Origin of the sequence: Immundisolibacter sp., assembly GCF_050250495.1 — a bacterium.
Taxonomy (GTDB): domain Bacteria; phylum Pseudomonadota; class Gammaproteobacteria; order Immundisolibacterales; family Immundisolibacteraceae; genus Immundisolibacter.
Genome location: NZ_JBFWOM010000001.1, coordinates 322,645 through 347,102, shown reverse-complemented (window position 1 = coordinate 347,102; position 24,458 = coordinate 322,645). Strand labels below are relative to the sequence as shown.

30 protein-coding genes are annotated in these 24,458 nt (G+C 68.0%); 29 read left to right on the top strand and 1 reads right to left on the bottom strand.

Going from position 1 to position 24,458, the window contains the following annotated elements; all coding sequences use genetic code 11:
• Positions 1 to 42 precede the first annotated feature (42 nt).
• Positions 43 to 1,371: a TolC family outer membrane protein gene (locus AB7F93_RS01685; protein WP_428301143.1), complete on the top strand. Its 1,329-nt coding sequence runs from the start codon at positions 43 to 45 to the stop codon at positions 1,369 to 1,371.
• 65 nt (positions 1,372 to 1,436) lie between these two features.
• Here AB7F93_RS01685 and AB7F93_RS01680 read toward each other — a convergent pair whose 3' ends face one another.
• Complete coding sequence (locus AB7F93_RS01680) at positions 1,437 to 2,618, bottom strand: pyridoxal-phosphate-dependent aminotransferase family protein (protein WP_428301142.1); 1,182 nt, start codon at positions 2,616 to 2,618, stop codon at positions 1,437 to 1,439.
• Positions 2,619 to 2,787: 169 nt separating this feature from the next.
• Between AB7F93_RS01680 and AB7F93_RS01675 the strand changes: the two genes are divergently transcribed.
• The 28 genes from AB7F93_RS01675 to tatC all read left to right on the top strand — a co-directional run bounded on the left by AB7F93_RS01675 (position 2,788) and on the right by tatC (position 24,416).
• Positions 2,788 to 3,621 carry an ABC transporter ATP-binding protein gene (locus AB7F93_RS01675; RefSeq protein ID WP_428301141.1) on the top strand — a complete coding sequence of 278 codons (834 nt, stop codon included), beginning with the start codon at positions 2,788 to 2,790 and terminating at the stop codon, positions 3,619 to 3,621.
• Positions 3,621 to 4,400, top strand: a complete 780-nt coding sequence (gene mlaE / locus AB7F93_RS01670; protein ID WP_428301140.1) for a lipid asymmetry maintenance ABC transporter permease subunit MlaE — start codon at positions 3,621 to 3,623, stop codon at positions 4,398 to 4,400. Before AB7F93_RS01675 ends, mlaE begins: the two co-directional genes overlap by 1 nt.
• A 15-nt stretch (positions 4,401 to 4,415) precedes the next feature.
• Positions 4,416 to 4,895, top strand: a complete 480-nt coding sequence (gene mlaD, locus AB7F93_RS01665) for an outer membrane lipid asymmetry maintenance protein MlaD (RefSeq protein WP_428301139.1) — start codon at positions 4,416 to 4,418, stop codon at positions 4,893 to 4,895.
• Complete coding sequence (locus AB7F93_RS01660; protein ID WP_428301138.1) at positions 4,895 to 5,503, top strand: MlaC/ttg2D family ABC transporter substrate-binding protein; 609 nt, start codon at positions 4,895 to 4,897, stop codon at positions 5,501 to 5,503. The genes mlaD and AB7F93_RS01660 overlap by 1 nt, the downstream gene beginning before the upstream one ends.
• Before the next feature lie 10 nt (positions 5,504 to 5,513).
• Positions 5,514 to 5,807 (top strand): STAS domain-containing protein, encoded by a 294-nt coding sequence (locus AB7F93_RS01655; protein WP_428301137.1) that lies wholly within the window; start codon positions 5,514 to 5,516, stop codon positions 5,805 to 5,807.
• A complete protein-coding gene (locus AB7F93_RS01650) occupies positions 5,804 to 6,739 on the top strand; it encodes an ABC transporter ATP-binding protein (protein WP_428301136.1) in 936 nt (311 codons plus the stop codon). Before AB7F93_RS01655 ends, AB7F93_RS01650 begins: the two co-directional genes overlap by 4 nt.
• A gap of 4 nt (positions 6,740 to 6,743) precedes the next feature.
• Complete coding sequence (locus AB7F93_RS01645) at positions 6,744 to 7,511, top strand: ABC transporter permease (protein ID WP_428301135.1); 768 nt, start codon at positions 6,744 to 6,746, stop codon at positions 7,509 to 7,511.
• A 471-nt stretch (positions 7,512 to 7,982) separates the two neighbouring features.
• Complete coding sequence (locus AB7F93_RS01640; RefSeq protein WP_428301134.1) at positions 7,983 to 8,588, top strand: GspH/FimT family pseudopilin; 606 nt, start codon at positions 7,983 to 7,985, stop codon at positions 8,586 to 8,588.
• Complete coding sequence (pilV, locus tag AB7F93_RS01635; RefSeq protein ID WP_428301133.1) at positions 8,560 to 9,012, top strand: type IV pilus modification protein PilV; 453 nt, start codon at positions 8,560 to 8,562, stop codon at positions 9,010 to 9,012. Before AB7F93_RS01640 ends, pilV begins: the two co-directional genes overlap by 29 nt.
• 2 nt (positions 9,013 to 9,014) lie before the next feature.
• Complete coding sequence (locus AB7F93_RS01630; protein WP_428301132.1) at positions 9,015 to 10,112, top strand: PilW family protein; 1,098 nt, start codon at positions 9,015 to 9,017, stop codon at positions 10,110 to 10,112.
• Positions 10,109 to 10,636 (top strand): pilus assembly PilX family protein, encoded by a 528-nt coding sequence (locus AB7F93_RS01625; protein WP_428301131.1) that lies wholly within the window; start codon positions 10,109 to 10,111, stop codon positions 10,634 to 10,636. Before AB7F93_RS01630 ends, AB7F93_RS01625 begins: the two co-directional genes overlap by 4 nt.
• 38 nt (positions 10,637 to 10,674) lie before the next feature.
• The gene (locus AB7F93_RS01620; RefSeq protein WP_428301130.1) at positions 10,675 to 13,899 is read left to right on the top strand and encodes a pilus assembly protein; all 3,225 of its coding nucleotides are present in this window, start codon (positions 10,675 to 10,677) and stop codon (positions 13,897 to 13,899) included.
• Positions 13,896 to 14,315, top strand: a complete 420-nt coding sequence (locus tag AB7F93_RS01615) for a type IV pilin protein (RefSeq protein WP_428301129.1) — start codon at positions 13,896 to 13,898, stop codon at positions 14,313 to 14,315. Before AB7F93_RS01620 ends, AB7F93_RS01615 begins: the two co-directional genes overlap by 4 nt.
• A 228-nt stretch (positions 14,316 to 14,543) precedes the next feature.
• Positions 14,544 to 14,780 carry a BolA family protein gene (locus AB7F93_RS01610; protein ID WP_428301128.1) on the top strand — a complete coding sequence of 79 codons (237 nt, stop codon included), beginning with the start codon at positions 14,544 to 14,546 and terminating at the stop codon, positions 14,778 to 14,780.
• 32 nt (positions 14,781 to 14,812) lie between these two features.
• A complete protein-coding gene (gene grxD / locus AB7F93_RS01605) occupies positions 14,813 to 15,127 on the top strand; it encodes a Grx4 family monothiol glutaredoxin (protein ID WP_428301127.1) in 315 nt (104 codons plus the stop codon).
• Positions 15,128 to 15,182: 55 nt separating this feature from the next.
• Positions 15,183 to 16,454, top strand: coding sequence for a UDP-N-acetylglucosamine 1-carboxyvinyltransferase (gene murA, locus AB7F93_RS01600; RefSeq protein ID WP_428301126.1), 1,272 nt, complete (start codon positions 15,183 to 15,185; stop codon positions 16,452 to 16,454).
• Complete coding sequence (gene hisG, locus AB7F93_RS01595; RefSeq protein ID WP_428301125.1) at positions 16,454 to 17,095, top strand: ATP phosphoribosyltransferase; 642 nt, start codon at positions 16,454 to 16,456, stop codon at positions 17,093 to 17,095. The genes murA and hisG overlap by 1 nt, the downstream gene beginning before the upstream one ends.
• On the top strand, positions 17,082 to 18,377 hold the full coding sequence (gene hisD / locus AB7F93_RS01590; RefSeq protein ID WP_428301124.1) for a histidinol dehydrogenase: 1,296 nt from the start codon (positions 17,082 to 17,084) through the stop codon (positions 18,375 to 18,377). Before hisG ends, hisD begins: the two co-directional genes overlap by 14 nt.
• Complete coding sequence (gene hisC / locus AB7F93_RS01585) at positions 18,374 to 19,456, top strand: histidinol-phosphate transaminase (protein ID WP_428301123.1); 1,083 nt, start codon at positions 18,374 to 18,376, stop codon at positions 19,454 to 19,456. Before hisD ends, hisC begins: the two co-directional genes overlap by 4 nt.
• Positions 19,453 to 20,049, top strand: a complete 597-nt coding sequence (gene hisB / locus AB7F93_RS01580; protein ID WP_428301122.1) for an imidazoleglycerol-phosphate dehydratase HisB — start codon at positions 19,453 to 19,455, stop codon at positions 20,047 to 20,049. Before hisC ends, hisB begins: the two co-directional genes overlap by 4 nt.
• A gap of 30 nt (positions 20,050 to 20,079) precedes the next feature.
• Positions 20,080 to 20,721 (top strand): imidazole glycerol phosphate synthase subunit HisH, encoded by a 642-nt coding sequence (gene hisH / locus AB7F93_RS01575; protein ID WP_428301121.1) that lies wholly within the window; start codon positions 20,080 to 20,082, stop codon positions 20,719 to 20,721.
• Between the two features lie 13 nt (positions 20,722 to 20,734).
• Entirely contained in the window at positions 20,735 to 21,472 is a 738-nt protein-coding gene (gene hisA / locus AB7F93_RS01570) for a 1-(5-phosphoribosyl)-5-[(5-phosphoribosylamino)methylideneamino]imidazole-4-carboxamide isomerase (protein ID WP_428301120.1), read from the top strand.
• 1 nt (position 21,473) lies between these two features.
• On the top strand, positions 21,474 to 22,256 hold the full coding sequence (gene hisF, locus AB7F93_RS01565; RefSeq protein ID WP_428301119.1) for an imidazole glycerol phosphate synthase subunit HisF: 783 nt from the start codon (positions 21,474 to 21,476) through the stop codon (positions 22,254 to 22,256).
• Entirely contained in the window at positions 22,249 to 22,650 is a 402-nt protein-coding gene (gene hisI, locus AB7F93_RS01560; RefSeq protein ID WP_428301118.1) for a phosphoribosyl-AMP cyclohydrolase, read from the top strand. Before hisF ends, hisI begins: the two co-directional genes overlap by 8 nt.
• Entirely contained in the window at positions 22,643 to 22,963 is a 321-nt protein-coding gene (locus tag AB7F93_RS01555; protein ID WP_428301117.1) for a phosphoribosyl-ATP diphosphatase, read from the top strand. The genes hisI and AB7F93_RS01555 overlap by 8 nt, the downstream gene beginning before the upstream one ends.
• A 72-nt stretch (positions 22,964 to 23,035) precedes the next feature.
• A complete protein-coding gene (gene tatA, locus AB7F93_RS01550; RefSeq protein WP_428301116.1) occupies positions 23,036 to 23,278 on the top strand; it encodes a twin-arginine translocase TatA/TatE family subunit in 243 nt (80 codons plus the stop codon).
• A gap of 42 nt (positions 23,279 to 23,320) precedes the next feature.
• Complete coding sequence (tatB, locus tag AB7F93_RS01545) at positions 23,321 to 23,668, top strand: Sec-independent protein translocase protein TatB (RefSeq protein WP_428301115.1); 348 nt, start codon at positions 23,321 to 23,323, stop codon at positions 23,666 to 23,668.
• Positions 23,658 to 24,416, top strand: a complete 759-nt coding sequence (tatC, locus tag AB7F93_RS01540) for a twin-arginine translocase subunit TatC (protein ID WP_428301114.1) — start codon at positions 23,658 to 23,660, stop codon at positions 24,414 to 24,416. Before tatB ends, tatC begins: the two co-directional genes overlap by 11 nt.
• Positions 24,417 to 24,458 lie beyond the last annotated feature (42 nt).

The following is a 24,458-nucleotide window of genomic DNA, read 5'->3' as shown; positions in this document are numbered from 1 at the left end:
AGGCTGGGCGCTTCAACAACACTCTCAGGGGAACGGACGGACATGAATTCCAAATACTCGGTTGCGCTCGCCGGCGTGCTGTCGCTGACCGGCGGCCCGCTGCTGGCCGGCGACCTCGCCGACACGGTGCACAAGGCCATCGCGCACAACCCGGACGTGTTGGTGACCCAGGACGACCGGCGCGCCATCGAACAGAACGTGCGCGAGGCCAAGGCCGGCTACCTGCCGCGGGTGGATGTGAATGCCGGCATCGGGGGCGAGAAGAGCGACAACGCCTCGACGCTCGGCGCCACCGGCCGGCAGGGTTACCTTGGCCTGCATCGGGAAGAGAGCGGCATCCGGATCACGCAGATGCTGTTCGACGGCTTCTTTACCCGGCAGGAGGTCGCCCGCCAGACGGCGACGCTGCAGGCGGCGTCCTATCGGGTGCTGGCGGCGGCCGAGGACGTCGGCCTGCGTGCCACGCAGACCTACGTCGATGTGCTGCGCCGGCGCGAGCAGGTGGAGTTGGCCCGCGACAACCTGGCCGCCCACCAGCGCGTGTACGACCAGATTCGCATGCGCAGCGAACGCGGCGTGGGGCGGGTGGCCGACACCGACCAGGCGGCCGGTCGTCTGGCGCTCGCCAAGGCCAACCTGGAAGCGCAGATGGGTAACCTGCGCGACGCCGAGATTGCCTACGTGCGCGTGGTCGGCGAAATGCCAGCCGAGCTGACGGCCCCGACCGCGCCGGACGGCGCGCTGCCGGCGGACCTGCAGGCGCTGGCGGATGAGGCACGGCAGACGCACCCGACGCTGGCCTCGGCGGTGGCGGACATCGACGCCACGGTGGCGCAGCACGCGCAGGCGCGCGCCAACGACTATCCGCGCTTCGACCTCGAACTTGGCGCCAGCCACAACAGCAACATCGACGGCGTGCGCGGCGCCGACGAGGACCTGATCGCCATGGTGCGGATGAACTACAACATCTACCGCGGCGGTGCGGACCTTGCCCGCAAGCGGTCGACCGCGCATCGCGTCAGCCAGGCCAGGCACATCCGCGACAGCGCCGAGGACCAGGTGATCGAGGAGGCCAGCCTGTCCTGGAACGACTACCAGACCGCCAATACCCGCCTTGATCTGCTGCGCCAGCACGCCGACTCGGCCAACAGCACGCGCGGCGCGTATCTCAAGCAGTTCAACATCGGCCAGCGCACGCTGCTCGACCTGCTGGATACCGAAAACGAGCGTTTTACTGCCGAGTTGAACTACATCGACGGCAAGTACCGCGTGCTGTACGCGCAGTACCGCATCATCGCCAGCAAGGGCCAGCTGCTGGGCGCGATGGGCGTGACGCCGCCCGACAGTGGCGACGCGCAGCCCGGAAGCTGAACCGGCTGTCCGCTGACTGAAAACCCCGCTGCGGCGGGGTTTTCGCTGTCTGGGAGGCGGAATCCTCAGCGCGCATACACGGCCTCGGCCGCGGCGAGCGTGGCGCCAAGGTCCACCGCACGATGGTGGCGCGCGAGCGCTCCGCCCAGCGCGGCAAGACACGTCAGCACGTGCCGCCGGCTGGCCGACTGCCCCATGAGGCCGATGCGCCACGCCTTGCCGGCGAATTCACCGAGGCCGGCGCCGATTTCAAGGCCGTAATCGGTCAGCAGCGTCTGGCGCACCGCGGCGTCGTCCACGCCGTCCGGCAGGGTGACCACGTTCAGCTGTGGCAGGCGCTCGCCGTCCACGCCAGCCAGCCGCAGACCCATCGCTTCCAGGCCCGCGCGCAGCGCGCGGTGGTGCAGCGCGTGGCGTGCCCAGGCGGCTTCGAGCCCCTCCTCGTGCAGCATCAGCAGGGCCTCGTGCAGGCCGTACAGGGCGTTGATGGGCGCGGTGTGGTGGTAGCTGCGCCGGGCGCTGCCGGACCAGTAGCCGAGCACCAGGTTCAGGTCCAGAAACCAGCTCTGCACGGGCGTCCGCCGGGCGCGCAGCGCTTCGATGGCGCGCGCGCCGAAGCTGACCGGCGACAGGCCCGGCGGGCAGGACAGGCACTTTTGGGTACCGCTGTAGATGGCGTCGATGTCCCAGCCGTCGACGTCGAGTTCCACGCCGCCGAGCGCCGTGACCGCGTCCACGATGGCAAGCGCACCGTGGCGGTGGGCGATTTCGGTGAGCGTGCGAGCGTCCGACAGCGCGCCAGTGGAGGTCTCGGCCATCACAAACGCCAGCGCCTTGGCCCCCGGATTGGCCTTGAAGGCATCCTCGACGCGCTGCGGGTCTACCGCGCGCGTCCATGGGTCGTCCACCATTACCGCGGTGGCGCCGCAGCGCTCGACGTTCTCCTTCATGCGCCCGCCGAACACGCCGTTGCGGCACACGATTACCGTGTCGCCGGGCTCGACCAGATTCACGAAGCACGCCTCCATGCCCACTGAGCCCGGTCCGGAAACGGGAAACGTGACCTCGTTGTCGGTCTTGAAGGCGCGGCGCAGCAGCACCTTGATGTCGTCCATCAGGTCCACGAAGGCGGGGTCCAGGTGGCCGATGGTCGGCCGCGCCATGGCGGCCAGCACGCGCGGGTGCACGTCGGACGGGCCGGGGCCCATGAGGGTGCGCAGCGGCGGTTGAAAGCTCGGCATTGGCATGGCTCCAGTAGGGGATGACGTGGGTCGGGGGCGTGCGGCGATTATCGTCGGACAGCGGGGCATGGGATGGCGGCAACGGCCCGTGGCCGGCCGAGCGCAGGGCAGGCGCGCGGTTGACAGTGCATTGGCGGTCAACCGAGACTTGCGCGCCCCCGGTCGACACCCCCGCATGAACAGCACCACAGACAGCCCGCAAGCCGGCGATGCGCCGCTGATCCAGATTCGGGGCCTGACCTTCCGCCGCGGGGCGCGGGCCATCTTCGATTCGGTCGATCTCGACATCCCGCGCGGCAAGATCACGGCCGTGATGGGGCCGAGCGGCACCGGCAAGACCACGCTGCTGAAGCTGATCGCGGGCGTGCTGCGCCCGCAGGCGGGCTCGATCCGCGTCGCCGGGCAGGAAGTGACCACGCTGTCCCGGTCGGGCCTGTACGAGTTGCGCAAGCAGATCGGCATGCTGTTCCAGAGCGGGGCGCTGCTGACCGACCTCAACGTCTTCGACAACGTCGCCTACCCGGTGCGCGAACACACGGATCTCACGCCGTCGCTGCTGCGCTCGCTGGTGCTGATGAAGCTGCAGGCGGTCGGCCTGCGCGGCGCGCGGGACCTGATGGCGAGCGAGCTGTCGGGCGGCATGGCGCGGCGCGTGGCGCTGGCGCGGGCGATCGCGCTCGATCCGATGCTGATCCTCTATGACGAGCCGTTCACCGGCCAGGATCCGATCTCGATGGGCATCCTGACGCGGCTGATCGCCTCGCTCAACCGTGCGCTTGGGCTGACGAGCCTCGTGGTGTCGCACGATATCGACGAGACCTGCCGCATCGCCGATTACGCCTACGTGATCGCGCAGGGCAAGGTCATCGGCCACGGCAAGCCGGCTGACCTGCTGGCCTCGACCGAGCCCATGGTTCACCAGTTCCTCAGCGGCGAGGCCGACGGGCCGGTGCGCTTTCATTTTCCGGCTCCGGCGTACCGGGACGATCTGCTGGCAGGCGCCCCGTGATGGGTCCGCTGCGGGGGCTCGGTGTGCGCACGATGGACGGCGTCGCCCGTCTGGGGCGGGCCGGCATGTTTCTGATCACGCTGCTGGCGGCGGTGCCGTCGCAGTTTCTGTCGCCGCGGCGGTTGGCCCAGCAGGTGTTCAGCGTCGGCGTGCTGTCGCTGGTCATCATCCTGGTGTCGGGCCTGTTCGTGGGGATGGTGCTTGGCCTGCAGGGCTACAATACGCTGGTCGATTTTGGCTCCGAGAGCAGCCTTGGCATCGTGGTGGCGCTGTCGCTGGTGCGCGAGCTCGGGCCGGTGTTGAGCGCGCTGCTGTTTGCCGGCAGGGCGGGTTCCGCACTCACCGCCGAGATCGGCCTCATGAAGGCGACCGAACAACTTTCGGCGCTCGAAATGATGGCCGTGGACCCATTCCGGCGCGTGCTCGCGCCGCGCTGGCTGGCCGGGTTCATCAGCCTGCCGCTGCTGGCGGCGGTGTTCAGCGCGGTCGGCATTCTGGGCGGGTATCTGGTCGGCGTGCAGTTGCTCGGGCTCGACCCGGCGCCGTATTGGTCGCACATGGAAAGTGGCGTCGATTTCTTCGACGACATCCTGAACGGTGTGATCAAGAGCGTGGTGTTCGGCGCGATCGTGACCTGGGTCGCCGTGTTCGAGGGTTACGACGCGGTGCCGACCGCCGAGGGCGTGGGCCGGGCCACTACGCGCACCGTGGTGACCGCGTCGCTCGCGGTGCTGGGTGCGGACTTCCTGCTGACCGCGCTGATGTTCGGCGAACCCTGAGGAGATTCGAATTCCATGCAATCGCGTAGCGTCGAACTGTGGGTGGGCCTGTTCGTGGCCCTGGGGCTGGCGGCGCTGGCGTTCATGTCGGTGCGCGCCAGCAATCTTGCCGAGTACCGCGACGGCGACGCCTACACCGTGCTGGCACGCTTCGACAACATCGGCAGCCTGCGCGTGCGGGCGCCGGTGACGGTGGCCGGAGTGCGCGTGGGCCGCGTGGCGGAAATCGACTTCGACAAGGAACAGTTCAAGGCGGTGGTCAAGCTTGCCATCACGGCGCGGTACGACAACCTGCCGCAGGACACGGTGGCCAGCATCCGCACTGCGGGGCTCATCGGCGAGCAGTTCGTCGGCCTCGACCCGGGCGGGGCGCCGGACGCGCTCAAGGAAGGCGACGAGATCGAGATTACCCAGTCCGCGCTGGTGATCGAGCAGTTGATCGGCCAGTTCCTGTACGGACAGGCCGGCAAGAGTGACAAGGAAGGAGACCAGTGATGATCAAGCGATTGATGACTGCCCTGATGGCGCTGTGGCTGGTGGGCGTGGCGCCGCTGGCGCCAGCCGCCGAAGACCCGACCGCGGTGGTGCGCGACACCGCCGAGAAGGTGCTGAACAGCCTGCGCACGGACCGCGCGCGCTACCAGGACGACCAGGCGCTGTTCCAGCTGGTGCGGGACGTGGTGTTCCCGCGCATTGATCAGGAGCGCACCGCACAGTGGGTGCTGGGCGCCAACTGGCGCACCGCGACGCCGGCCCAGCGCGAACAGTTCATCAACGAGTTCTCGGACCTGCTGCTGCGCACCTACGGCACGGCGCTGCGCCAGTACGACAGTGAGAAGCTGAACTACCTGTCAACGCAGGCGGCGGCCGGCGCCGACCGCGTGACCGTGCGTACCGAGATCATCCGCCCGGACGGCCCGAAGGTGAGCGTGGACTACCTGCTCACCAACCGCAGCGGCGAGTGGAAGGTGTACGACATCATCATCGAGAACGTGAGCATGGTGGTGACGTACCGCTCCGAGTACGCGGCCATCATCAAGCGCGACGGCATGGACGGCCTGCTGAAGCAGCTCGCCGACCGCAACCGCAGCCTGAACTCCTGATCGGCTGGCGATGGACGTCGATGTCGACGGTCGGGTGCGCCTGACAGGCCCACTGACCTTCGCCACCGTGAGCGCCTGCCTCAAGGACAGCCAGGCGCTGTTCCGGCCGCGCCAGCGGCTGTGCTTCGACCTCGCAGGCGTGACCGCGGTGGACAGCGCCGCGCTCGCGCTGCTGGTGGAATGGCTGCGCCTTGGCCGCGCGCGCGGCGCGCAGGTGGAATTCGCCGCGGTGCCGGCGAGCCTGCGCAGCCTCGCCGCGGTGAGCGAGCTCGACGAGATCGACGCCGCGCTGGGCATGGCATGACGGCGGCCATCGCCGTCCGGCAACTGCACAAGCACTTCGGGCCGTTGCACGCCCTGCGGGGCGTCGACCTCGAAATCCGCCCCGGCGAATTCTTCGGGCTGCTCGGGCCGAACGGCGCCGGCAAGTCCACCCTCATCAACATCCTGGCCGGGCTCGTGCGCCCGGACGCCGGCAGCGCGGCGGTGCTGGGGCACGACGTGCAGCGCGATCCCGTGGCGGCGCGGCGGGCCCTCGGCGTGGTGCCGCAGGAGCTGGTGTTCGATCCGTTCTTCGGGGTGCGCGATTTCCTCATGATCCAGGCCGGCTATTACGGCGTGGCGCGCAAGCACCGCGCCTGGATCGACGAACTGCTGCGGGCGCTCGGCCTTGCCGACAAGGCCGACGCCAACATGCGCAGCCTGTCCGGTGGCATGAAACGGCGCGTGTTGATCGCCCAGGCGCTGGTGCACAAGCCGCAGGTGCTGGTGCTGGACGAGCCGACCGCCGGCGTGGACGTGGAGCTGCGCCAGACGCTGTGGGCGTTTGCGCAGCGCCTGCACGGCGAGGGGATGACCATCGTGCTGACCACGCACTACCTCGAAGAAGCCGAGGCCATGTGCGAGCGCATCGCCATCATGAGCCACGGCACCGTGGTGGCGCTCGACGACAAGCGCAGCCTGCTCGGTCGCCACCCGTGGTACCAGGTGCACCTGCGCCTGGCGAGCGAGCCGGCCGAGCTGCCGCCGGAAGTCGCCGCCAGCCTAGCCTCGCGCGAGCACGGCTGGCTGGTGCTGCGCCTGCAGCGCGGAGGTGACGAGCTCTCGCGCGTGCTCGCCGCGCTGCACCGGGCGGGTCTGGCAGTGGTCGAGATCAGTACCCAGGAGCAGACGCTCGAACAGGTGTTCCTGGAGCTGACCGCTGGGCACCACCTGGCCGCGGCGGCTGGAGACTGAGGCCATGATCGGCAACTGGCCCGGCCTGTGGACGCTGTTCGCCAAGGAGGTCAAGCGCTTCACGGTGGTGTTCATGCAGACCGTGACGGCGCCCGTGATCAGTGCGCTGCTGTACCTGTTCATCTTCTCGCACGCGCTGGCCGGGCGCATCGACGTCTACCCGGGCGTGAGCTACCCGCAGTTCCTGGTGCCGGGCCTGATGATGATGACCATCATCCAGAACGCGTTCGCCAACACCTCGTCGAGTCTCATCTTCTCGAAGGTCACCGGCAACATCGTGTTCGTGCTGCTGGCGCCGCTGTCGCACCTGGAGTTTTTTCTCGGCTTCGTCGGCGCCGCGCTTGTGCGGGCGGTGGTGGTGAGCGTTGGCGTGTACGCGGTGGCCTTCGTCTATCTCGGGGTGACGGTGGCGCACCCGCTGCCGCTGCTGCTGTTCGGGCTGCTCGGCGGCCTGCTGCTGGCCACCTGCGGGCTGCTGGCCGGCATCTGGGCCGACAAGTTCGACCAGGTGGCGACGGTGCAGAACTTCCTGATCCTGCCGCTGACGTACCTGAGCGGCGTGTTCTATTCCATCCACAGCCTGCCGCAGGGCTGGCAGGCGCTGTCGCGGGCGAATCCGTTCTTCTACCTGATCGACGGTTTTCGCTACGCCTTCTTTGGCCACTCGGACGTGTCGCCGTGGCTCAGCGCCGCCGTCATGGCGGGGGCCAGTCTGGCCTTGTGCCTGCTTTGTCTTCGCCTGCTGGCTCGCGGCTACAAGCTTCGCGGCTGATAGTATGGCGGACGGCCTGCAACTACCCGGTCCGGTGTTGGGGCGGATGTCATTCACTAAAACTTTCGCCGATCTCCTAAAGTCGCGGCGCGATCGACCGATATTGAAGTTGAATTCAGCAAGCGGAGACTAGCCGATGGAACCGCAGCGCGTGGGTTTTCGTACCGCCCCCTGGGAAGCGATACGCGGCCTTGGGCGACGGCGCTCGATCGCGGTGGGCGCCATCGCGGGCGTACTCGCGATTACGGCAACCACGCGGTTCGCCACGGTAACGCACAGCACCGCCGATGCCCACAGCACCCGCAGCCCAGTACGGGCTGCAATATTGCTGGAATCCGCTGACGGCAGCATGCCCATTGCGATGTGCCAAGGGAAAGACGCTGCCTGCAGACCCGGCACTGGTGATTCCAGGCAAGCCGGCTGATCAGGCCGCATCGATTCCGACCCACAGGTAAACAGGGCGGGCCACCGATGAAACCAAGCGTCGTGCCGGCCTCGGAAATGGCCGCGCCTGGAAACAGGCTCGGTTTTACGATCGTCGAGTTGGTAGTCACGCTGACCGTGCTGGGCATCCTGACCGCCATTGCGGTGCCCCAGTTCACCGAATTTTTGCGTAACAGCCGGCGCGCCGCGACCATCAACGAGCTGGTCGGGTCGCTCTCGCTCGCCCGGTCGGAGGCGGTGCGTCGCGGCCTGCCGGTGGTGATGTGCAAGGCCGTGGATGACACGGCCTGTCGTACCGGGGCTGGTGATACCTGGCAGGCAGGGTGGCTCGTGTTCGTCAACACCGATGCTGATTCCCCGCCGGTGCTTGACGCCGGTGAAACGGTCTTGAAGGTACGCACCGTCCCCGCTAGCGGCTATCAGCTACGGCCAAGCGTCGGAGTAAGCAATTTCATCGCCTTTGGTGCTGACGGTAGCGCCGGTCAGGCAGGCTCGTTCACGTACTGCGACAGCCGCGGTACCCCGCGTGCACGGGCCATAGTCGTGGGCGAGGTCGGGCGCGTCCGCTTGTCGCGCGATACGAACGCCGATGGCGTGGAGGAAGATGACGATGGCGCGCTGTCCTGCCCCTGAAACCCGGCGCCAGGGTGGCGCTGGGCTCGTCGAGGTGATGGTCGCGCTGGTTGTGCTGGCGGTCGGGCTGCTCGGTATTGCCGGCCTGCAACTCGCCAGCTTGCAGAACAACCACAGCGCGGCCTTGCGCAGCCAGGCGATCACGCTGTGCTACGACGCGCTCGACCGCATGCGCGCGAATCGCGACGCGGCCAACGTCGGCGACTACACCACCGATTTTGCAGATGCCGCACCGGCGGGCACGACCATCGCCGAGCAGGATCTCCAGGAATGGAAGCTGATGCTGGCAGCGCTGCCGAGCGGGGCCGGTGCAATCAACAGCGCCGCCGTTGGCGGTCGTCTTTTGTTCACCGTGACCGTGCAGTGGGACGATTCCCGCGGCGCCGAGGCGGCGGAACAATTCACGGTGGTTTCCGAGCTGTGAACATGCACGCTTCACAACGCTGCGCCGGTTTTTCGCTGGTCGAATTGATGGTGGCCCTGGTGCTGGGCCTGGTCATCATGGCCGGTGTGCTCAGCATCTTTGTCGGCATGTCGCAAAGCGTGCGAACCGAAACCGCCATTTCCCGTCTGCAGGAAAATGCCCGCTTCGGGCTCGAAAAGCTGAGTGTCGATGTGCGGCAAGCCGGTTTCACCGGCTGTGTCTCCACCATCAACGTGCTTCTCGACACCACCGCCGCCGGCTACAGTCCGGCCCTGTATGACTTGAGCCGCGCCCTGTCCGGCTGGGAATACACGGGCACCGGCCCCGCAACGACATTCACGTCCACAACCCTGGTGGCCACCGGCGTGCCGGTGGGCAACTGGGACGATGCCGCCGGTGCCGATCTCGATGCGAGTTTCCAGAACCAGGTGGTGCCCGGCAGTGACGTGTTGATCGTGCGTCACGCTGGTCCGGCCCTGGACCTCGTTGCCTCCGGCAATACGCCGGTCAATGCCGCCAATGTCAACCTCACAACCGCCAGCGGGGTGCCGCAAGACACCATCGTGCTGATTTCCGACTGTGCGGGTGCGGACCTGTTTCAGAATCGAAGCATCGACACCGCCCATAACCTCAATCGTGGCACCGGTAGCGTGCCGGGTAACGTGGTGGTGTCGACCAAGGACTTCAGTCACGAGTACGACGGGACGCTGCAGGTCTATACATTTTCCATCTCGGCCTATTACGTCGGAACCGGTGCCAGCGGTGAGCCGGCCTTGTTTCGCAGGACGTATCCGAGGGGCGGCGCCGGGGTCACGGAGGAGCTTGTCGACGGTGTCGAAACAATGCAGGTCCGTTACGGCGAGGATACGGACGGCGATCGCATTGCCGATGTCTATCGCCCGGCCAACGCGGTGGGCGATTGGGCCCGCGTGGTATCCGTAAAGCTCGGCCTGCTGCTGCGCCAGCGCGACGAGGGCCGGGGTGAGGTCGACACGGCCACCTACGGCGTGGGCGGCATGACGTTCAACCCCGTCGACGTGCGCAACGTGCGCCGCCGCACCATGAACTGGACCATCACCCTCAGGAATCGCGTGCCATGACCGGGCTGGATTTCAATGCGACCACCAAGCCGCATCGACAGGACGGCGTGGTCCTGGTGATCGCGCTGGTCATGCTGGTGATCACCACGCTGCTGGCCGTCAGTGCCGCGCAGGTCACCGGTCTCAACGAGCGCATGGCCGGCCACAGTCGGGATCGGGATCGGGCATTCCAGGCGGCGGAAGCCGCCCTGCGCGAAGGCGAGCGGGTGCTGCAACTAGCCGTGCTGCCAGCATTCGATGGCACCGGCGGCCGGTACTCGGTGCCCACGCCCGGCGACCCGCCCCGCTGGAAAACGATCAGCTGGACCGGCTCGGCGATTCCGGCCTACGGCGGGTCGATACCGGACGTCGCCGCGCCGCCGAGATATATCGTGGAGGAGATCGCCACGATAGCCGGCGCCGGCGACTCACTGGACGCGACCGAGACGGCAGCCAGCAATACCTATTACCGGGTCACCGCCCGAGCAGTCGGCGGACAGGATGGCACCGTGGTGGTGCTGCAGACAACTTATCGGCGGCAATGAGTACCGCCCGCGCACCTTGCGCCATCAACGGGGGAAAAATGGACACCATCCTGCAACGCGACCGTGCTCGGCTCCGGGTGGCCTGGTTCTTGACCTTTGCTTCCACACTGTTGGCTCCCGCGGCCCACGCGCTGACACTGGCCGATACGCCCTTGTTCCTGGTATCGGCTGGCAAGGCCAACGTGTTGGTCATTCTGGATAATTCCAACTCGATGGACGAGGCCGCAAGCGGTGCCGCCGTGGGCAGCAACAGCCCGGAGAGCAAATCGGAGATTGCGCGTGGCGTGATCAAGACCCTGATCACCACCTATACCAGTAAGATCAACATGGGCCTCATGGCCTATAAACTCAATACAACAAGCGAGTATTACCTGCACAACTCGCCATATGACGTGAGCTACGATCCGGCTAATTACGACGCCACATACGCCGGGCCGCGCGACGCCCTTACGAAGCGCTTCCGATCGATCAATCCCACGTCCGCCGGCGATTACATTCATTACAACATCGCGCTTCCATACTATTCCACTACCAACGACGGCAACCTGTTTTGCTATTCCGCATCGGCTGACTTCGATAACGGCACCGAAACTTACCCGGGCGGCCCTTGGGACAGCTATCGGTGCTTCACCGGCAAAGCCGGCACCTCCGACGGGATTGTCAGCCCTAGACCCACTGGTGGTATCAAGGCTGCGGAGACGGCGCTTGGATACTCCGGGCTATACGGTACCTTCACGTTTTCGCCCACTGACAGCGACTTGGCGCAAGGCATTCTCGACTTCGGTCGACATCTGACCTCGAATTACGTAGCACGTGCCTGGTTCCGCAACGACTCGCCCGGACGCGGATACTTGCACACGCCGATTAAATTCCTGGATGCGACACAAGCATCTGCGTTGAACGCCAAGCTCGCATGCAATATTCCTGGCACACCGAGCCCATGTACGGCGTCGGGTATCCAAAATGCCGGACTGACGCCCATCGAAGGAACGCTTTACACGGCGAGGGATTATTTCAAGGGGACGTGGACCAACGCGTCGGAAGGATATACCGCGGCGTGTTATCCGCTGCCCGAGTCCTGCGGCAAGAATTTCGTGGTCCTGGTCACCGACGGTCTGCCGTCCACTGACAAAGACGGTAACACCGTGACGGTACCCGCCACCGCGTTGACCCAAGCGGCCACCGCCGCTGCCGCGCTGAAGACGGACAAGGTTGAAACGTACGTGGTGGGCTTCGCACTGCCATTCGGCACTGACCCCGCAACGCTGAATACAATCGCCTCATCGGGCGGCACGCACACGGCCTACAGTGCTTCGGATACGGCGTCCCTGACAACGGCGCTCAGCACCATATTTCTGGATATTCTCACCAAGGTCTCGTCTGCGTCGTCTGTCGCTACCAACTCGACGCAACTCGATACCGACACCAAGATTTACCAGGCGCGCTTCGACAGTGCGGACTGGACGGGGCAGTTGCTGGCCTACCCGATCAAGGCGGATGGCACTCTGGACGCGCTCGCCTGGGATGCCGGCTCATCATCGAAGATGCCGGCGCATGGTGCGCGCAACATTACCTTTTACAAGCCGGGAACAGGCGGGGCGGATTTCACCTGGGCCAATCTGACGTTGACCCAGCAGGCAGCGCTCGACGGCGACACCCTGGGTGACGAGCGGGTCGACTACCTGCGCGGCAGCGACGCGCTGGAAGTGAAGAACAGCGGCACGTTCCGCAATCGCAGCAGGGCGCTCGGCGACATCGTCAACTCTGACCCGTTCTTTGTCGGGGCCGAAAGCTTCGGCAACCAAAAGCTGCCAGGCACCGAGGGCAGCACCTACGCCAGCCATGTAACTGCCAAGGGGCTTAACCCGAAGATGGTCTACGTGGGGGCCAACGACGGCATGCTGCACGGCTTCGACGCCGATACCGGTGTGGAGCGCCTGGCACACGTGCCGAATGCGGTGTTCCCCAATCTCAAGGCGCTGACGAGTCCCAGCTACACGCACCGCTATTTCGTGGACGGCTCGCCCAAGGCCGCGGACGCCTATTTTGGGGGCGCCTGGCACACGGTCTTGGTGGAAACGCTGGCCGGGGGCGGGCGGGCCGTGTTTGCGTTGGACGTGACGGACCCGACTGCTCATGCGGGCAGCAAGGTGCTGTGGGAATACACGGACACCGATCTCGGATACCCGCTCGGCGAGGCCAGCGTGGTGCGGATGGCCAATGGCGAATGGGCGGCGGTGTTCGGCAATGGCTATCTCAGTGATAACCACCATGCCGTGCTGTACGTCGTCAATGCCCAGACCGGTGCGCTGATTCGGAAAATCGACACCGGCGTCGGTGGACCCGCCGCCGCGGACCAGAACGGTCTGGCGAGCCCGACCGTGGTCGATACCAATGGCGACCGGATAGCCGATGCGGCCTACGGTGGCGATCTGAAGGGCAACATGTGGAAGTTCGACCTGACGAGCGCTACGCCGGCCAGTTGGGACGTCGCTTACAGAACCGGCGCCACCAACCGACCGTTGTTTACTACCGAGGCCCCGGACGGAACCGTGCAGGCCATTACCGCCAGACCAGCGGTAGGGCGGCATGCCGAGGGCGGCGTGATGGTGTTGTTTGGCACCGGCAAGTACATGGAGCTGTCGGACCGCATCATTTCGCCATCGCCGCAGGTGCAGACGTTTTATGGTATCCATGACGAAGGCAGTCGGGTGACCGGCGGGCGGTCTGCACTCAAGGAGCAGAAAGTCGTGGTCGAAGTGAGCGAGCATGGCTATGACCTTCGCTTGACCACGCAGTATGAGCCGGGCCCTGCGGACCATGGTTGGTTCATCGATCTGCCCGCAGCCGGAGAACGCCAGGTCAGCCGGCCGGTGTTGCGCGGCGGACGGATCATATTTACGACGCTCATTCCGAGCGGCGAGACGTGCAGTTATGGCGGCACCAGCTGGCTGATGGAGATGGATGCAATCACTGGCGGTCGCCTGAAAGAAACGCCTTTCGATCTTAACGGGGACGGCCTGTTCAACTCAGACGACTGGGCGACCGCCACAGGCGATTTCGATGGAGATGGAACTCCCGAGACCGTGAGGGTCCCGGCCAGCGGCAAGAAGTCGAAGGAAGGAATCATCAAAACGCCCGCGATCATCGGTGCCGGTGAGAAGGAGTACAAGTACGCCTCCGGCACCACGGGCAATGTGGAGATTACCGTCGAGCCCGGCGGCGGAGGGACGGGCCGCCAGTCCTGGAGGCAGTTGCAGTGACCGGTATTAGCTCGGCGTGCAGGGTGCAAAAAGGGTTCACTCTGGTGGAGCTGATGATCGTCGTGGCAGTGATCGGCATCCTGGCGGCGATTGCGTACCCGTCGTACCGCGACTTCGTGCGGCGGGGCAACCGCTCAGATGCCAAGACAGTGCTGCTGCGCGCGGCTCAGAGCCTGGAGCGGCGTTTCACGGAGACCAACAGCTACGCTGGCGCCACCATCGGCACCGGAGCGCTGACCGATGTGTGGGGGAGCACCACGAGTCCCGAGGGTTTCTACACCATCTCGTTGCCGACCCTGACCGCCAATACCTTCACGTTGCAGGCCGTGGCGACCGGCACCCAGGTCGACGACACCGCGTGCGCCACCATGCAGCTCGCCCACACCGGCGCGAAGACGCCCGCCGCCTGCTGGTAGTTACCGCAGCGGAGCCGCGACATGCGCGCTCCGAGCAGGGCGGCGCTGATCCAGCCAGCGCCCGCCGTGGCAGCGGCCTGCATCCGCGACGGGTCCGCGTCCGGACCCTACGCGCCCTTGTGTATACTAGCCGGGCGCCTGCTCGCGCGGGTCGCCGTGAGCCGCCTGAGCATCCGCAGGCATCGCCGCAATGGCCCGTTCGCATCCAACGCCCCACTTCTCGCGGTCATGGACCCTCAAACCATCAAGCAACTCATCGAAAAGGGCCTGCCCGATTCGCAGGCCTTCGTCGACGGCGACGGCCGCCATTTCGAGGCGGTCGTGGTGTGCGATGCGTTCGCCGGCAAGCGCCTGGTGCAGCAGCACCAGCTGGTCTACCAGACGCTCGCCGGGCAGATGCACGACGACGCCGTGCACGCCCTGTCGCTGCGCACCTTCACGCGCGCGGCCTGGGAGCAGCGCTGACCTTCCTCACTCCCCACGCGAGGGTACTGGCCATGGATGTGCTTGAAAAAATCGACCGTTTCGTCAACGCGGTGCCGGTGGTGCTGTTCATGAAGGGCGACCGCCGCTTCCCGCAGTGCGGCTTCTCCGGCAAGGCGGTGCAGATGCTGGACGCCTGCGGCGTCGAGTACGAGACCGTGAACGTGCTGGCGGACGACAGCGTGCGTCAGGGCATCAAGGCCTACTCCAACTGGCCGACCATCCCGCAGCTGTACGTGGGCGGCGAGTTCGTCGGCGGCAGCGACATCATGCAGTCGCTTTACGAGTCCGGCGAGCTGCAGGAGCTGCTGGAGTCCCTGCAGGGCTGAACTGTTCGGGCCGGTCGCCGCGCCGGTCCTGTCGCGACGCGGGTCCGGAACCACCTTGGAAAAACTGATTGTTCAGGGCGGCCACCGCCTGACCGGCGAGATTCGCATCTCCGGCGCCAAGAACGCGGCGCTGCCGATTCTGGCCGCCACGCTGCTGGCGGACGGGCCGATGCACATCGGCAACGTGCCTCACCTGCACGACATCACCACCACGCTCGAACTGCTGGGGCGCATGGGCGCCACCGTGTCGGTGGACGAGCACATGAGCGTCGAGGTCGATCCGCGCACCGTCAGCAACCAGTTCGCGCCCTACGAACTGGTCAAGACCATGCGCGCGTCGATTCTGGTGCTGGGGCCGCTGCTGGCGCGCTTCGGTCAGGCCGAGGTGTCGTTGCCCGGAGGCTGCGCCATCGGCCAGCGGCCGGTGAACCTGCACCTGGATGGCCTGGCCGCCATGGGCGCCGAGATCCGGGTCGAGAACGGCTACATCAAGGCATCCGCGCCGCGGCTGCGCGGCGCGCATCTGGTGATGGATCTGGTGTCCGTGACCGCGACCGAGAACCTGATGATGGCCGCCGCGCTGGCGGATGGCACCACCATCATCGAGAACGCCGCCCGCGAGCCGGAGATCACGGACCTCGCCCTGTGCCTGACGGCCATGGGCGCGCGCATCGAAGGCGCCGGCACCGACACGCTGATCATCGAGGGCTGCCGTTCGCTGTCCGGCGCGGCGCACACGGTGGTGCCGGACCGCATCGAGACCGGCACGTATCTGGTCGCCGCCGCGCTGACGGGCGGGTGTGTGAAGCTCAAGGACACGCGCCCGGAGCTGCTGGAGATCGTGCTGCACAAGCTGCGCGACGCGGGCGCCCGGATCGAGACCGGCGCCGACTGGGTCAGCCTCGACATGGGCGGCCGGCGGCCGCATCCGGTCAGCCTGCGCACGGCGCCGTACCCGGCCATGCCGACCGACATGCAGGCGCAGTTCATGGTGCTCGACATGGTCGCCGACGGCGCCGCCACGGTGACCGAGACCATCTTCGAGAACCGCTTCATGCACGTGCAGGAGTTGCAGCGCATGGGCGCGGACGTGCGTCTCGAAGGCTCGACCGCCTTCATCCGCGGTGTCGAGCGCCTGACCGGCGCACCGGTGATGGCGACCGATCTGCGCGCCTCGGCCTCGCTGGTGCTGGCCGGTCTGGTGGCCGACGGCGAGACGCAGGTCAGCCGCATCTACCACATCGACCGCGGCTACGAGTGCATCGAGGAGAAGCTCGCGCAGCTCGGCGCCGACATCCGCCGCGTGCCGGATCGCCGCGCCGCCTGATGGACACGCTGCGCATCGCGGTCTCCAAGGGCCGCATTCTCGATGAAACTTTGCCGCTGCTCGCCCGCATCGGCATCGAGCCGGCGGGCGACATCGGCCGGCGGTTGATTGTGGGCAGCACCAGGCCTGGCGTCGAACTCATCATCATCCGCGCCACGGACGTGCCGACCTACGTGGCCTACGGCGCCGCCGACGCCGGTATCGCCGGCAAGGACGTGCTCATGGAGCACGGCGGCGAGGGCCTGTACGAGCCGCTCGACCTTGGCATCGCGCGCTGTCGGCTGATGGTGTGCGGCCACGCGGACCGCGCGCTGCCGGCCGGGCGTCTGCGCGTCGCCACCAAGTATCTGAACATCACCCAGCGGTACTACGCCGAGCGCGGCGTGCAGGTGGAGCCCATCAAGCTGTACGGCTCGATGGAACTCGCGCCGCTGGTGGGCCTGGCCGACTGCATCGTGGACCTGGTCGACACCGGCAACACGCTGCGCGCGAATGGCCTCGCGCCGCTGGCGCACATCGCGGACATCAGCTCGCGTCTGGTGGTGAACCGGGCGTCGATGAAGCTGAAGCAGGCGGCGCTCGAACGCCTGATCGGCGAGCTCGAAGCGGTGACGCGGCAGGACGCCCATGCGCCGGCTTGACGCGCAGGCGGCCGGCTTTGGCCTCGCCTTCGACGCGCTGAAGGCGGTCGGCGCGCCCGACGACGCCTTCGTGCAGGGGCCGGTGCAGGCCATCCTGGCGGCGGTGCGCGAGCAGGGCGACGCGGCGCTGCTGGACTGCACGCGCCGCTTCGATGGCTGGACGCCGGTCGGGCCGGACGCGCTGGAGGTGCCGCGCGCGCGGCTCGAAGCCGCCGCAGCCGATCTTGCGCCCACCGTGCGCGATGCGCTGCACGCGGCGGCGCAGCGCCTGCGCGCGTACCACGACCGCCAGCGTGTGGATTCCTGGCAGTACCGCGAGGCGGACGGCTCGGTGCTCGGCCAGCGCGTGACGCCGCTCGACCGGGTGGGCGTGTACGTGCCGGGCGGCAAGGCGGCGTACCCGTCGAGCGTGCTGATGAACGTGATCCCGGCCAAGGTGGCCGGGGTCGGCGAGATCGTCATGGTGTCGCCGACGCCAGGCGGCGTCGACAACCCGCTGGTGCTGGCGGCGGCGCACATCGCGGGTGCCGACCGGGTGTTTCGCATCGGCGGCGCGCAGGCCGTGGCGGCGCTCGCCTACGGCACCGCGCAGGTGCCGGCGGTGGACAAGATCGTCGGCCCCGGCAACCGCTACGTGGCGGCCGCCAAGCGGCAGGTGTTCGGCACCGTCGGCATCGACATGATCGCCGGGCCGTCGGAGGTGGTGATCGTCGCCGACGGCAGCGTGCCGGCCGACTGGCTGGTGTGGGACCTGTTCGCGCAGGCCGAGCACGACGAGCAGGCGCGCTCGATCCTGCTGTGCCCCGACGCGGCGTATCTCGACCAGGTGCAGGCGCGCGTGGCGGCGTTGCTGCCCACGTGCGAACGCCGCGCCATCGTCGAGGCCTCGCTCGCGGCGCATGGCGCGCTCATCAAGACCCGCGATCTGGCCGAAGCGGCGCAGCTCGCCAGTGATCTCGCCCCGGAGCATCTCGAGCTCGCCGTGTCCGACCCGCAGGCGCTGCTTCCCCACGTACGCCACGCCGGGGCGATTTTCCTCGGCGCCCACTCGCCGGAAGCCATCGGCGATTACTGCGCCGGGCCGAACCACGTGCTGCCGACGGCGCGCACCGCCCGTTTCAGCTCGCCGCTTGGCGTGTACGACTTCCAGAAGCGCAGCAGCCTGATAGCGCTTTCCGCCGCCGGCGCGGCCGCGCTGGCGCCGCTGGCGGCGGAGCTCGCCCGTGGCGAGGGCCTCGGCGCCCACGCGCGCTCGGCCGAATGTCGTGTGGGGCAGCCGTGAGTCGTCTGGAGGCCGTGCTGCGGCCGGAAATCCGCGCGCTCAGCGCCTACCACGTGCCCCCGGCGGCGGGGCTGCTCAAGCTCGACGCCATGGAAAATCCGTACCGCTGGCCGGGCGAACTGGAAGACGCATGGCTCGCGAGCCTGCGCGGGGCGGAACTGAACCGCTACCCGCTGCCGCACCCCGCGGACTTGGTGCAGGCGCTGGCGCGCCAGGCCGGCGTGCCGCCCGGCTGCGAGCTGCTGCTCGGCAACGGCTCGGACGAGCTGATCCAGTTGATCGATTTGTGCGTCGCGCGGCCGGGTGCGTGCGTGCTGCTGCCGACGCCGACGTTTTCCATGTACTCGCTGATCGCCCGCGTGGCCGGGCTCGACGTGCGGGAAGTGCCGCTGCGGGCGGATTTCGGCCTTGATCTGCCGGCCATGCTGGCGGCCATCGCGCAGCACCGCCCGGCGCTGATTTACCTCGCCTGCCCGAACAACCCGACCGCCGGCCTGTTCGATGTCGACGCCGTGCGCGCGGTGATCGCCGCCGCGCCGGGTCTGGTGGTGGTGGACGAGGCCTACTTCCCGTTCGCCGGCCGCTCGGTGCTGCCCTGGCTGTTGGAGTTCGAGCACCTGCTGGTGCTGCGCACGCTGTCGAAGGTGGGCCTCGCCGGCCTGCGCCTGGGGTACCTGATCGGGCACGGACAGTGGCTGCGCGAGTTCGACAAGGCGCGGTTGCCGTACAACATCAACACGCTGACGCAGCTGTCCGCGCAGTTCGCGCTCGCCCATGCCGACCGGCTGGCGGGGGAGGCGGCGCGCATCCGGGCGGATCGGGCGCAACTGCTCGCGGGGCTGGGCGCGCTGCCCGGCGTCACGGCCTACCCGAGCGACACCAACTTCATCCTGCTGCGCCTGCCGGCCGGCCGCGCGCCGGGCGCGCATGAGGCGCTGCGGCGCGCCGGTATACTCGTCAAGAACGTCCACGGCAGCCATCCGCTGCTGGCCGATTGCCTGCGGGTGACGGTCGGCACGGCGGCCGAAAACGATGCCTTGCTGGCCGCCCTCGCGGCGCACCTGACCGGAACGACATGAACAGCCAACGCAGCGCCGAGGTGCGGCGCACCACCCGCGAGACCGACATCCGCGTCGTGGTGAATCTGGACGGCAGCGGCGCGGTGAGCCTGGCGAGCGGCCTGCCGTTTCTGGACCACATGCTGGAGCAGGTGGCCCGCCACGGCGGCATCGACATCACGGTGGACGCCACGGGCGACCTGCACATCGACGCCCACCACACGGTGGAAGACATCGGCATCACGCTCGGGCAGGCCGTGCAGCGGGCGCTCGGCGATCGCGCCGGCATCACCCGCTACGGGCACGCCTACGTGCCGCTCGACGAGGCGCTGTCGCGCGTGGTGCTGGACTGCTCCGGCCGGCCGGGGCTGGTGTACGAGGTGGCCTATCCGCGCGCGCGCATCGGCGAGTTCGATGTCGACCTGCTGCGCGAGTTCTTCCAGGGCTTCGTCAACCACGCGCTGGTGACGCTGCACGTCGATTGCCTGCGCGGCGGCAACGCGCACCACATCGCCGAGACCGTGTTCAAGGCCTTCGGCCGGGCGCTGCGCGTGGCGGTGGCGGTGGATGCCGGCGCCGCCGGCAGCATCCCCTCGACCAAGGGCACTCTTTGATCCCCCACGGCGTGCTGGTGCTGATTCGACATGGCTGACACGGTAGTCATCGACTTTGGCATGGGCAACCTGCGGTCGGTGGCCAAGGCGCTGGAGCACGTCGGCGCCCGCGTGACGGTGAGCGGCGACCCGGCCGTGATCCGCGCGGCCGACCGGGTGGTGTTCCCGGGCCAGGGCGCGATGGGTGCCTGCGTGTCGCGGCTGGCCGGGCACGGGCTTGAAGATGCCGTGCGCGAGGCGGCGTCGAGCAAGCCGTTTCTGGGCATCTGTCTCGGCCTTCAGGCGCTGCTCGATTTCAGTGAGGAAGACGGCGGCGTGCCGGGCCTGGGACTCGTTGCGGGCCAGGTGCGGCGTTTCGCGGACGGCGAGATCCAGCCCGGTGGCGAGCGGCGCAAGGTGCCGCACATGGGCTGGAACCAGATCGGCCTCACGCGCCGCCACCCGGTGTTCGCGGGCATCGCGGACGGCGTCTGGTTCTACTTCGTGCACAGTTACTACGTGTGCCCGGCCGACGAGGCGGCGGTGCTGGCGCGCACCCGGCACGGCAGCACGGCGTTTGCCTGCGCGCTGGCACGTGGCAATCTGGTCGCCACGCAGTTTCATCCGGAAAAAAGTCACCACGCGGGCCTGCGTCTGCTGGCCAATTTCGTGAACTGGGACGGCACTACCTGAGGAGAGTGGACCGATGCTGCTGATACCCGCCATCGATCTGAAGGGCGGCAAATGCGTGCGCCTGCGTCAGGGGCACATGGACGACGTGACGGTGTTCGACGACGACCCGGTCGCGGTCGCCGCCCGCTGGCTGGAGCAGGGCGCCACGCGCCTGCACGTGGTCGATCTTGACGGCGCCGTGGCCGGTCGGCCGGTCAACGCCAAGGTCATCGCCGCCATCACGGCGGCGGCGGCGGGCGTCGACGTGCAGGTGGGCGGCGGCATCCGCGACGAGGACACCATCGAGGCGTATCTGGACGCCGGCGTGCGCTACGTGATCCTCGGCACGCAGGCGGTGAACGTGCCGCACTTCGTGGCCGATGCCTGCACCGAGTACCCGGGGCACGTGATCGTGGGTCTGGACGCGCGCGACGGCAAGGTGGCCATCGACGGCTGGTCCAAGCTGTCGCAGCACGGCGTGATCGACATGGCCCAGCACTTCGAGCGCGACGGCGTCGAAGCCATCATCTACACCGACATCGGCCGCGACGGCATGATGCGCGGCGTGAACGTGGACGGCGTGGTCGAGCTCGCGCGCGCCGTGAACATCCCGGTCATCGCCTCCGGCGGCGTGACCAACCTCGCCGACATCGAGGCGCTGTGCGCGGTGGCGGACGAGGGCGTGGCCGGCGCCGTGATCGGCCGGGCGCTGTACGAGGGCACGCTCGACCTGCCGGCCGCCCTGCGCCGGGTGGCGCAGCTGCGCGGCTGACATGCTCGCCAAGCGCATCATCCCGTGCCTTGACGTCGACCGCGGCCGGGTGGTGAAGGGCGTGCGCTTCGAGGGCCTGCGCGACGCCGGCGACCCGGTCGAGGCCGGCCGGCGCTACAGCGAGGCCGGCGCCGACGAACTCGTGTTCCTCGACATCACGGCCAGTTCCGACGACCGCGACGTGATGCTGCACGTGGTGGAAGCCGTCGCCGAGCAGGTGTTCATCCCGTTCACCGTCGGCGGCGGCGTGCGCAGCGTGGACGACATCCGCCGCCTGCTGGTGGCGGGCGCCGACAAGGTGTCGATCAACACCGCCGCCGTGCAGCGCCCGGAGCTGGTCGCCGAGGCCGCGCAGGCCTTCGGCAGCCAGTGCATCGTGGTCGCCATCGACGCCAAGCAGGTCGCCCCCGGTCGCTGGGAAGTGTTCACCCACGGCGGGCGGCGCGAGACGGGTCTTGATGCCATCGACTGGGCCCAGCGCATGGTGGCGCTCGGCGCGGGCGAGCTGCTGCTGACCAGCATGGACCGCGACGGCACGCGCGAGGGCTTCGACCTCGCCCTCACGCGCGCGGTGAGCGACGCGGTGACGGTGCCGGTGATCGCCTCGGGCGGCGTCGGCACGCTGGATCACCTGCGCGACGGCGTGCTGCAAGGCCACGCCGACGCCGTGCTGGCGGCCAGCATCTTCCACTTCGGCGACCACAGCATCGGCGAAGCCAAGGCGCATCTGGCCGCCGCCGGCGTGGTGGTGCGCCAGGACCAGCCGGTCGCCGCCGATGCCTGATTATCTGGATGCCGTGCGCTGGGACGAGCGGGGTCTGGTGCCCGCCATCGCGCAGGACGCCGCCAGCGGCCGCGTGCTGATGATGGCGTGGATGAACCGGGACGCGCTCGCCGCCACCGTGGCCGAGGGCGTCGCGGTGTACTGGTCGCGCTCGCGCGGGCGCCTGTGGCGCAAGGGCGAGCGCTCCGGCCACACGCAACAGGTGCGCGCGGTGCGCCTGGACTGCGACGGGGACACGGTGCTGCTGAGCGTGGAACAAACCGGCGGCATCGCCTGTCATACCGGCCGCGAGCGGTGTTTTTTTCTGCGTTACGACAACGGCGAGTGGATCGCCGACGAGCCGGTGCTGCGCGATCCGGATGCCATTTACCCCGGCGGGAGCGGCCATGAGTGACGTGCTCGCCCGCCTGCAGGCGGTGCTGGAATCGCGCCGCGGCGCGGCGCCGGAAAGCTCCTACGTTGCCAGGCTGCTGGCCGGCGGCGCCGACGGCATGCTGAAGAAAGTGGGCGAGGAGGCGACTGAGCTGGTGATGGCCGGCAAGGACGGCGTGCCCGCGCGCATCGTGTCCGAGACCGCGGATCTTTGGTTTCACACGCTGGTCGTTTTGGTGGCGCACAATCTGTCCGTCGACGACGTGCTGGCGGAACTCGACCGCCGTTTCGGGCGCTCGGGTCTCGACGAGAAGGCCAGCCGCAAGCCGGCCTGAGTTCTTGGGCCGACCGGCGCCGCGGTCGACACCTGGCCGCCCGTCGGCGGCCACACACTGGAGCAAGCAATCATGGGTCTGGGTGGCATTTCCCCGTTTCAGTTGTTGATCGTGCTGCTGATCGTGCTGGTGCTGTTCGGCGGCAAGCGCCTGCGCGGGCTGGGCGGCGATCTTGGCAGCGCCATCAAGGGCTTCAAGAGCGCCATGAAAGAAGGCGAACAGGATGGCAAGGCCGCCGATGCCGAGCGGCTCACCGACACCCGCACCGACGATGCCGCGGCCAGCACCGCCCGCCGCGAGCGGCACGACGCCTGACAGCCCGTGCCGGCACCGGCCGGCGCCCGAGGACAACCCGCCGTGTTCGATATTGGGTTCGGTGAGCTGCTGCTGGTCGGCGTGATCGCGCTGGTGGTGCTGGGTCCCGAGCGCCTGCCGCGGGCGGCGCGCACCGCCGGTTTGTGGCTTGGCCGGGCGCGCGCCACGGCGCAGCGCTTTACCGCCGAGATCGATCGGGAACTGAAGGCGGAAGAACTTCGCCAGGCCCTGCGCGAGGAGGCGAGGCAACTGATCGAGCCCGTGGCCGAGCCGCTGGCGGCGGTGAAAAAGGATCTTTCGACCCTCGGCGTTGACAATGATGCGCCGGCCAAGCCGCCGGTTGCAGCGCCCGCCGATCCATCTGCCACCCCGCGTGATGATGGAACCTGACGCGACCCCCGCCCAGTCGCTGATCTCGCACCTGCTGGAGCTGCGTTCGCGGCTGCTGCGCGCGCTGGTGGCCGTGCTGGTGTGCATGGGGGCGCTGTTGCCGTTTGCCAACCGCCTGTATGCGCTGCTGGCCCGGCCGATGATCGAGAGCCTGCCGCAGGGCGCGTCCATGATCGCCACCGGCGTGGCGGCGCCGTTCATGGTGCCGTTCAAGTTCGCCGGCATGCTGGCGGTGTACCTGGCGATGCCGTACGTGCTGTACCAGGTGTGGGCGTTCGTGGCGCCGGGCCTGTACCGGCGCGAGCGGGTGTTTGCCATGCCGCTGCTGGTGAGCAGTGTCGTGCTGTTCTACGCCGGCATGGCGTTCGCCTACTTTCTGGTGTTTCCGGTGGTGCTGGGATTCTTCGCCTCCACGGCGCCGGCCGGCGTGCTGGTGATGACCGACGTGTCGAGCTACCTCGATTTCGTGCTGACGTTGTTCCTGGCGTTTGGTGTCGCCTTCGAGGTGCCCGTGATCGTGGTGCTGCTGGTGCTGGTCGGCTTCGTCGACGTGGCGGCGCTGCGCCAGGCGCGGCCTTACGTGGTCGTCGGTGCGTTCGTGGTCGGCATGCTGCTGACACCTCCCGACATGTTCTCGCAGACCCTGCTGGCGGTACCCATCTGCCTGCTGTACGAAATCGGGCTGCGGGTGGCCGACCTGCTCGGACGGCGCGCCGCGGCGCGGCAGCCGGCCAACGTCGCCGATTGATCCCGGAAGACAGTTTTGGCGCGGGGTTTGCTAACCGCTGAC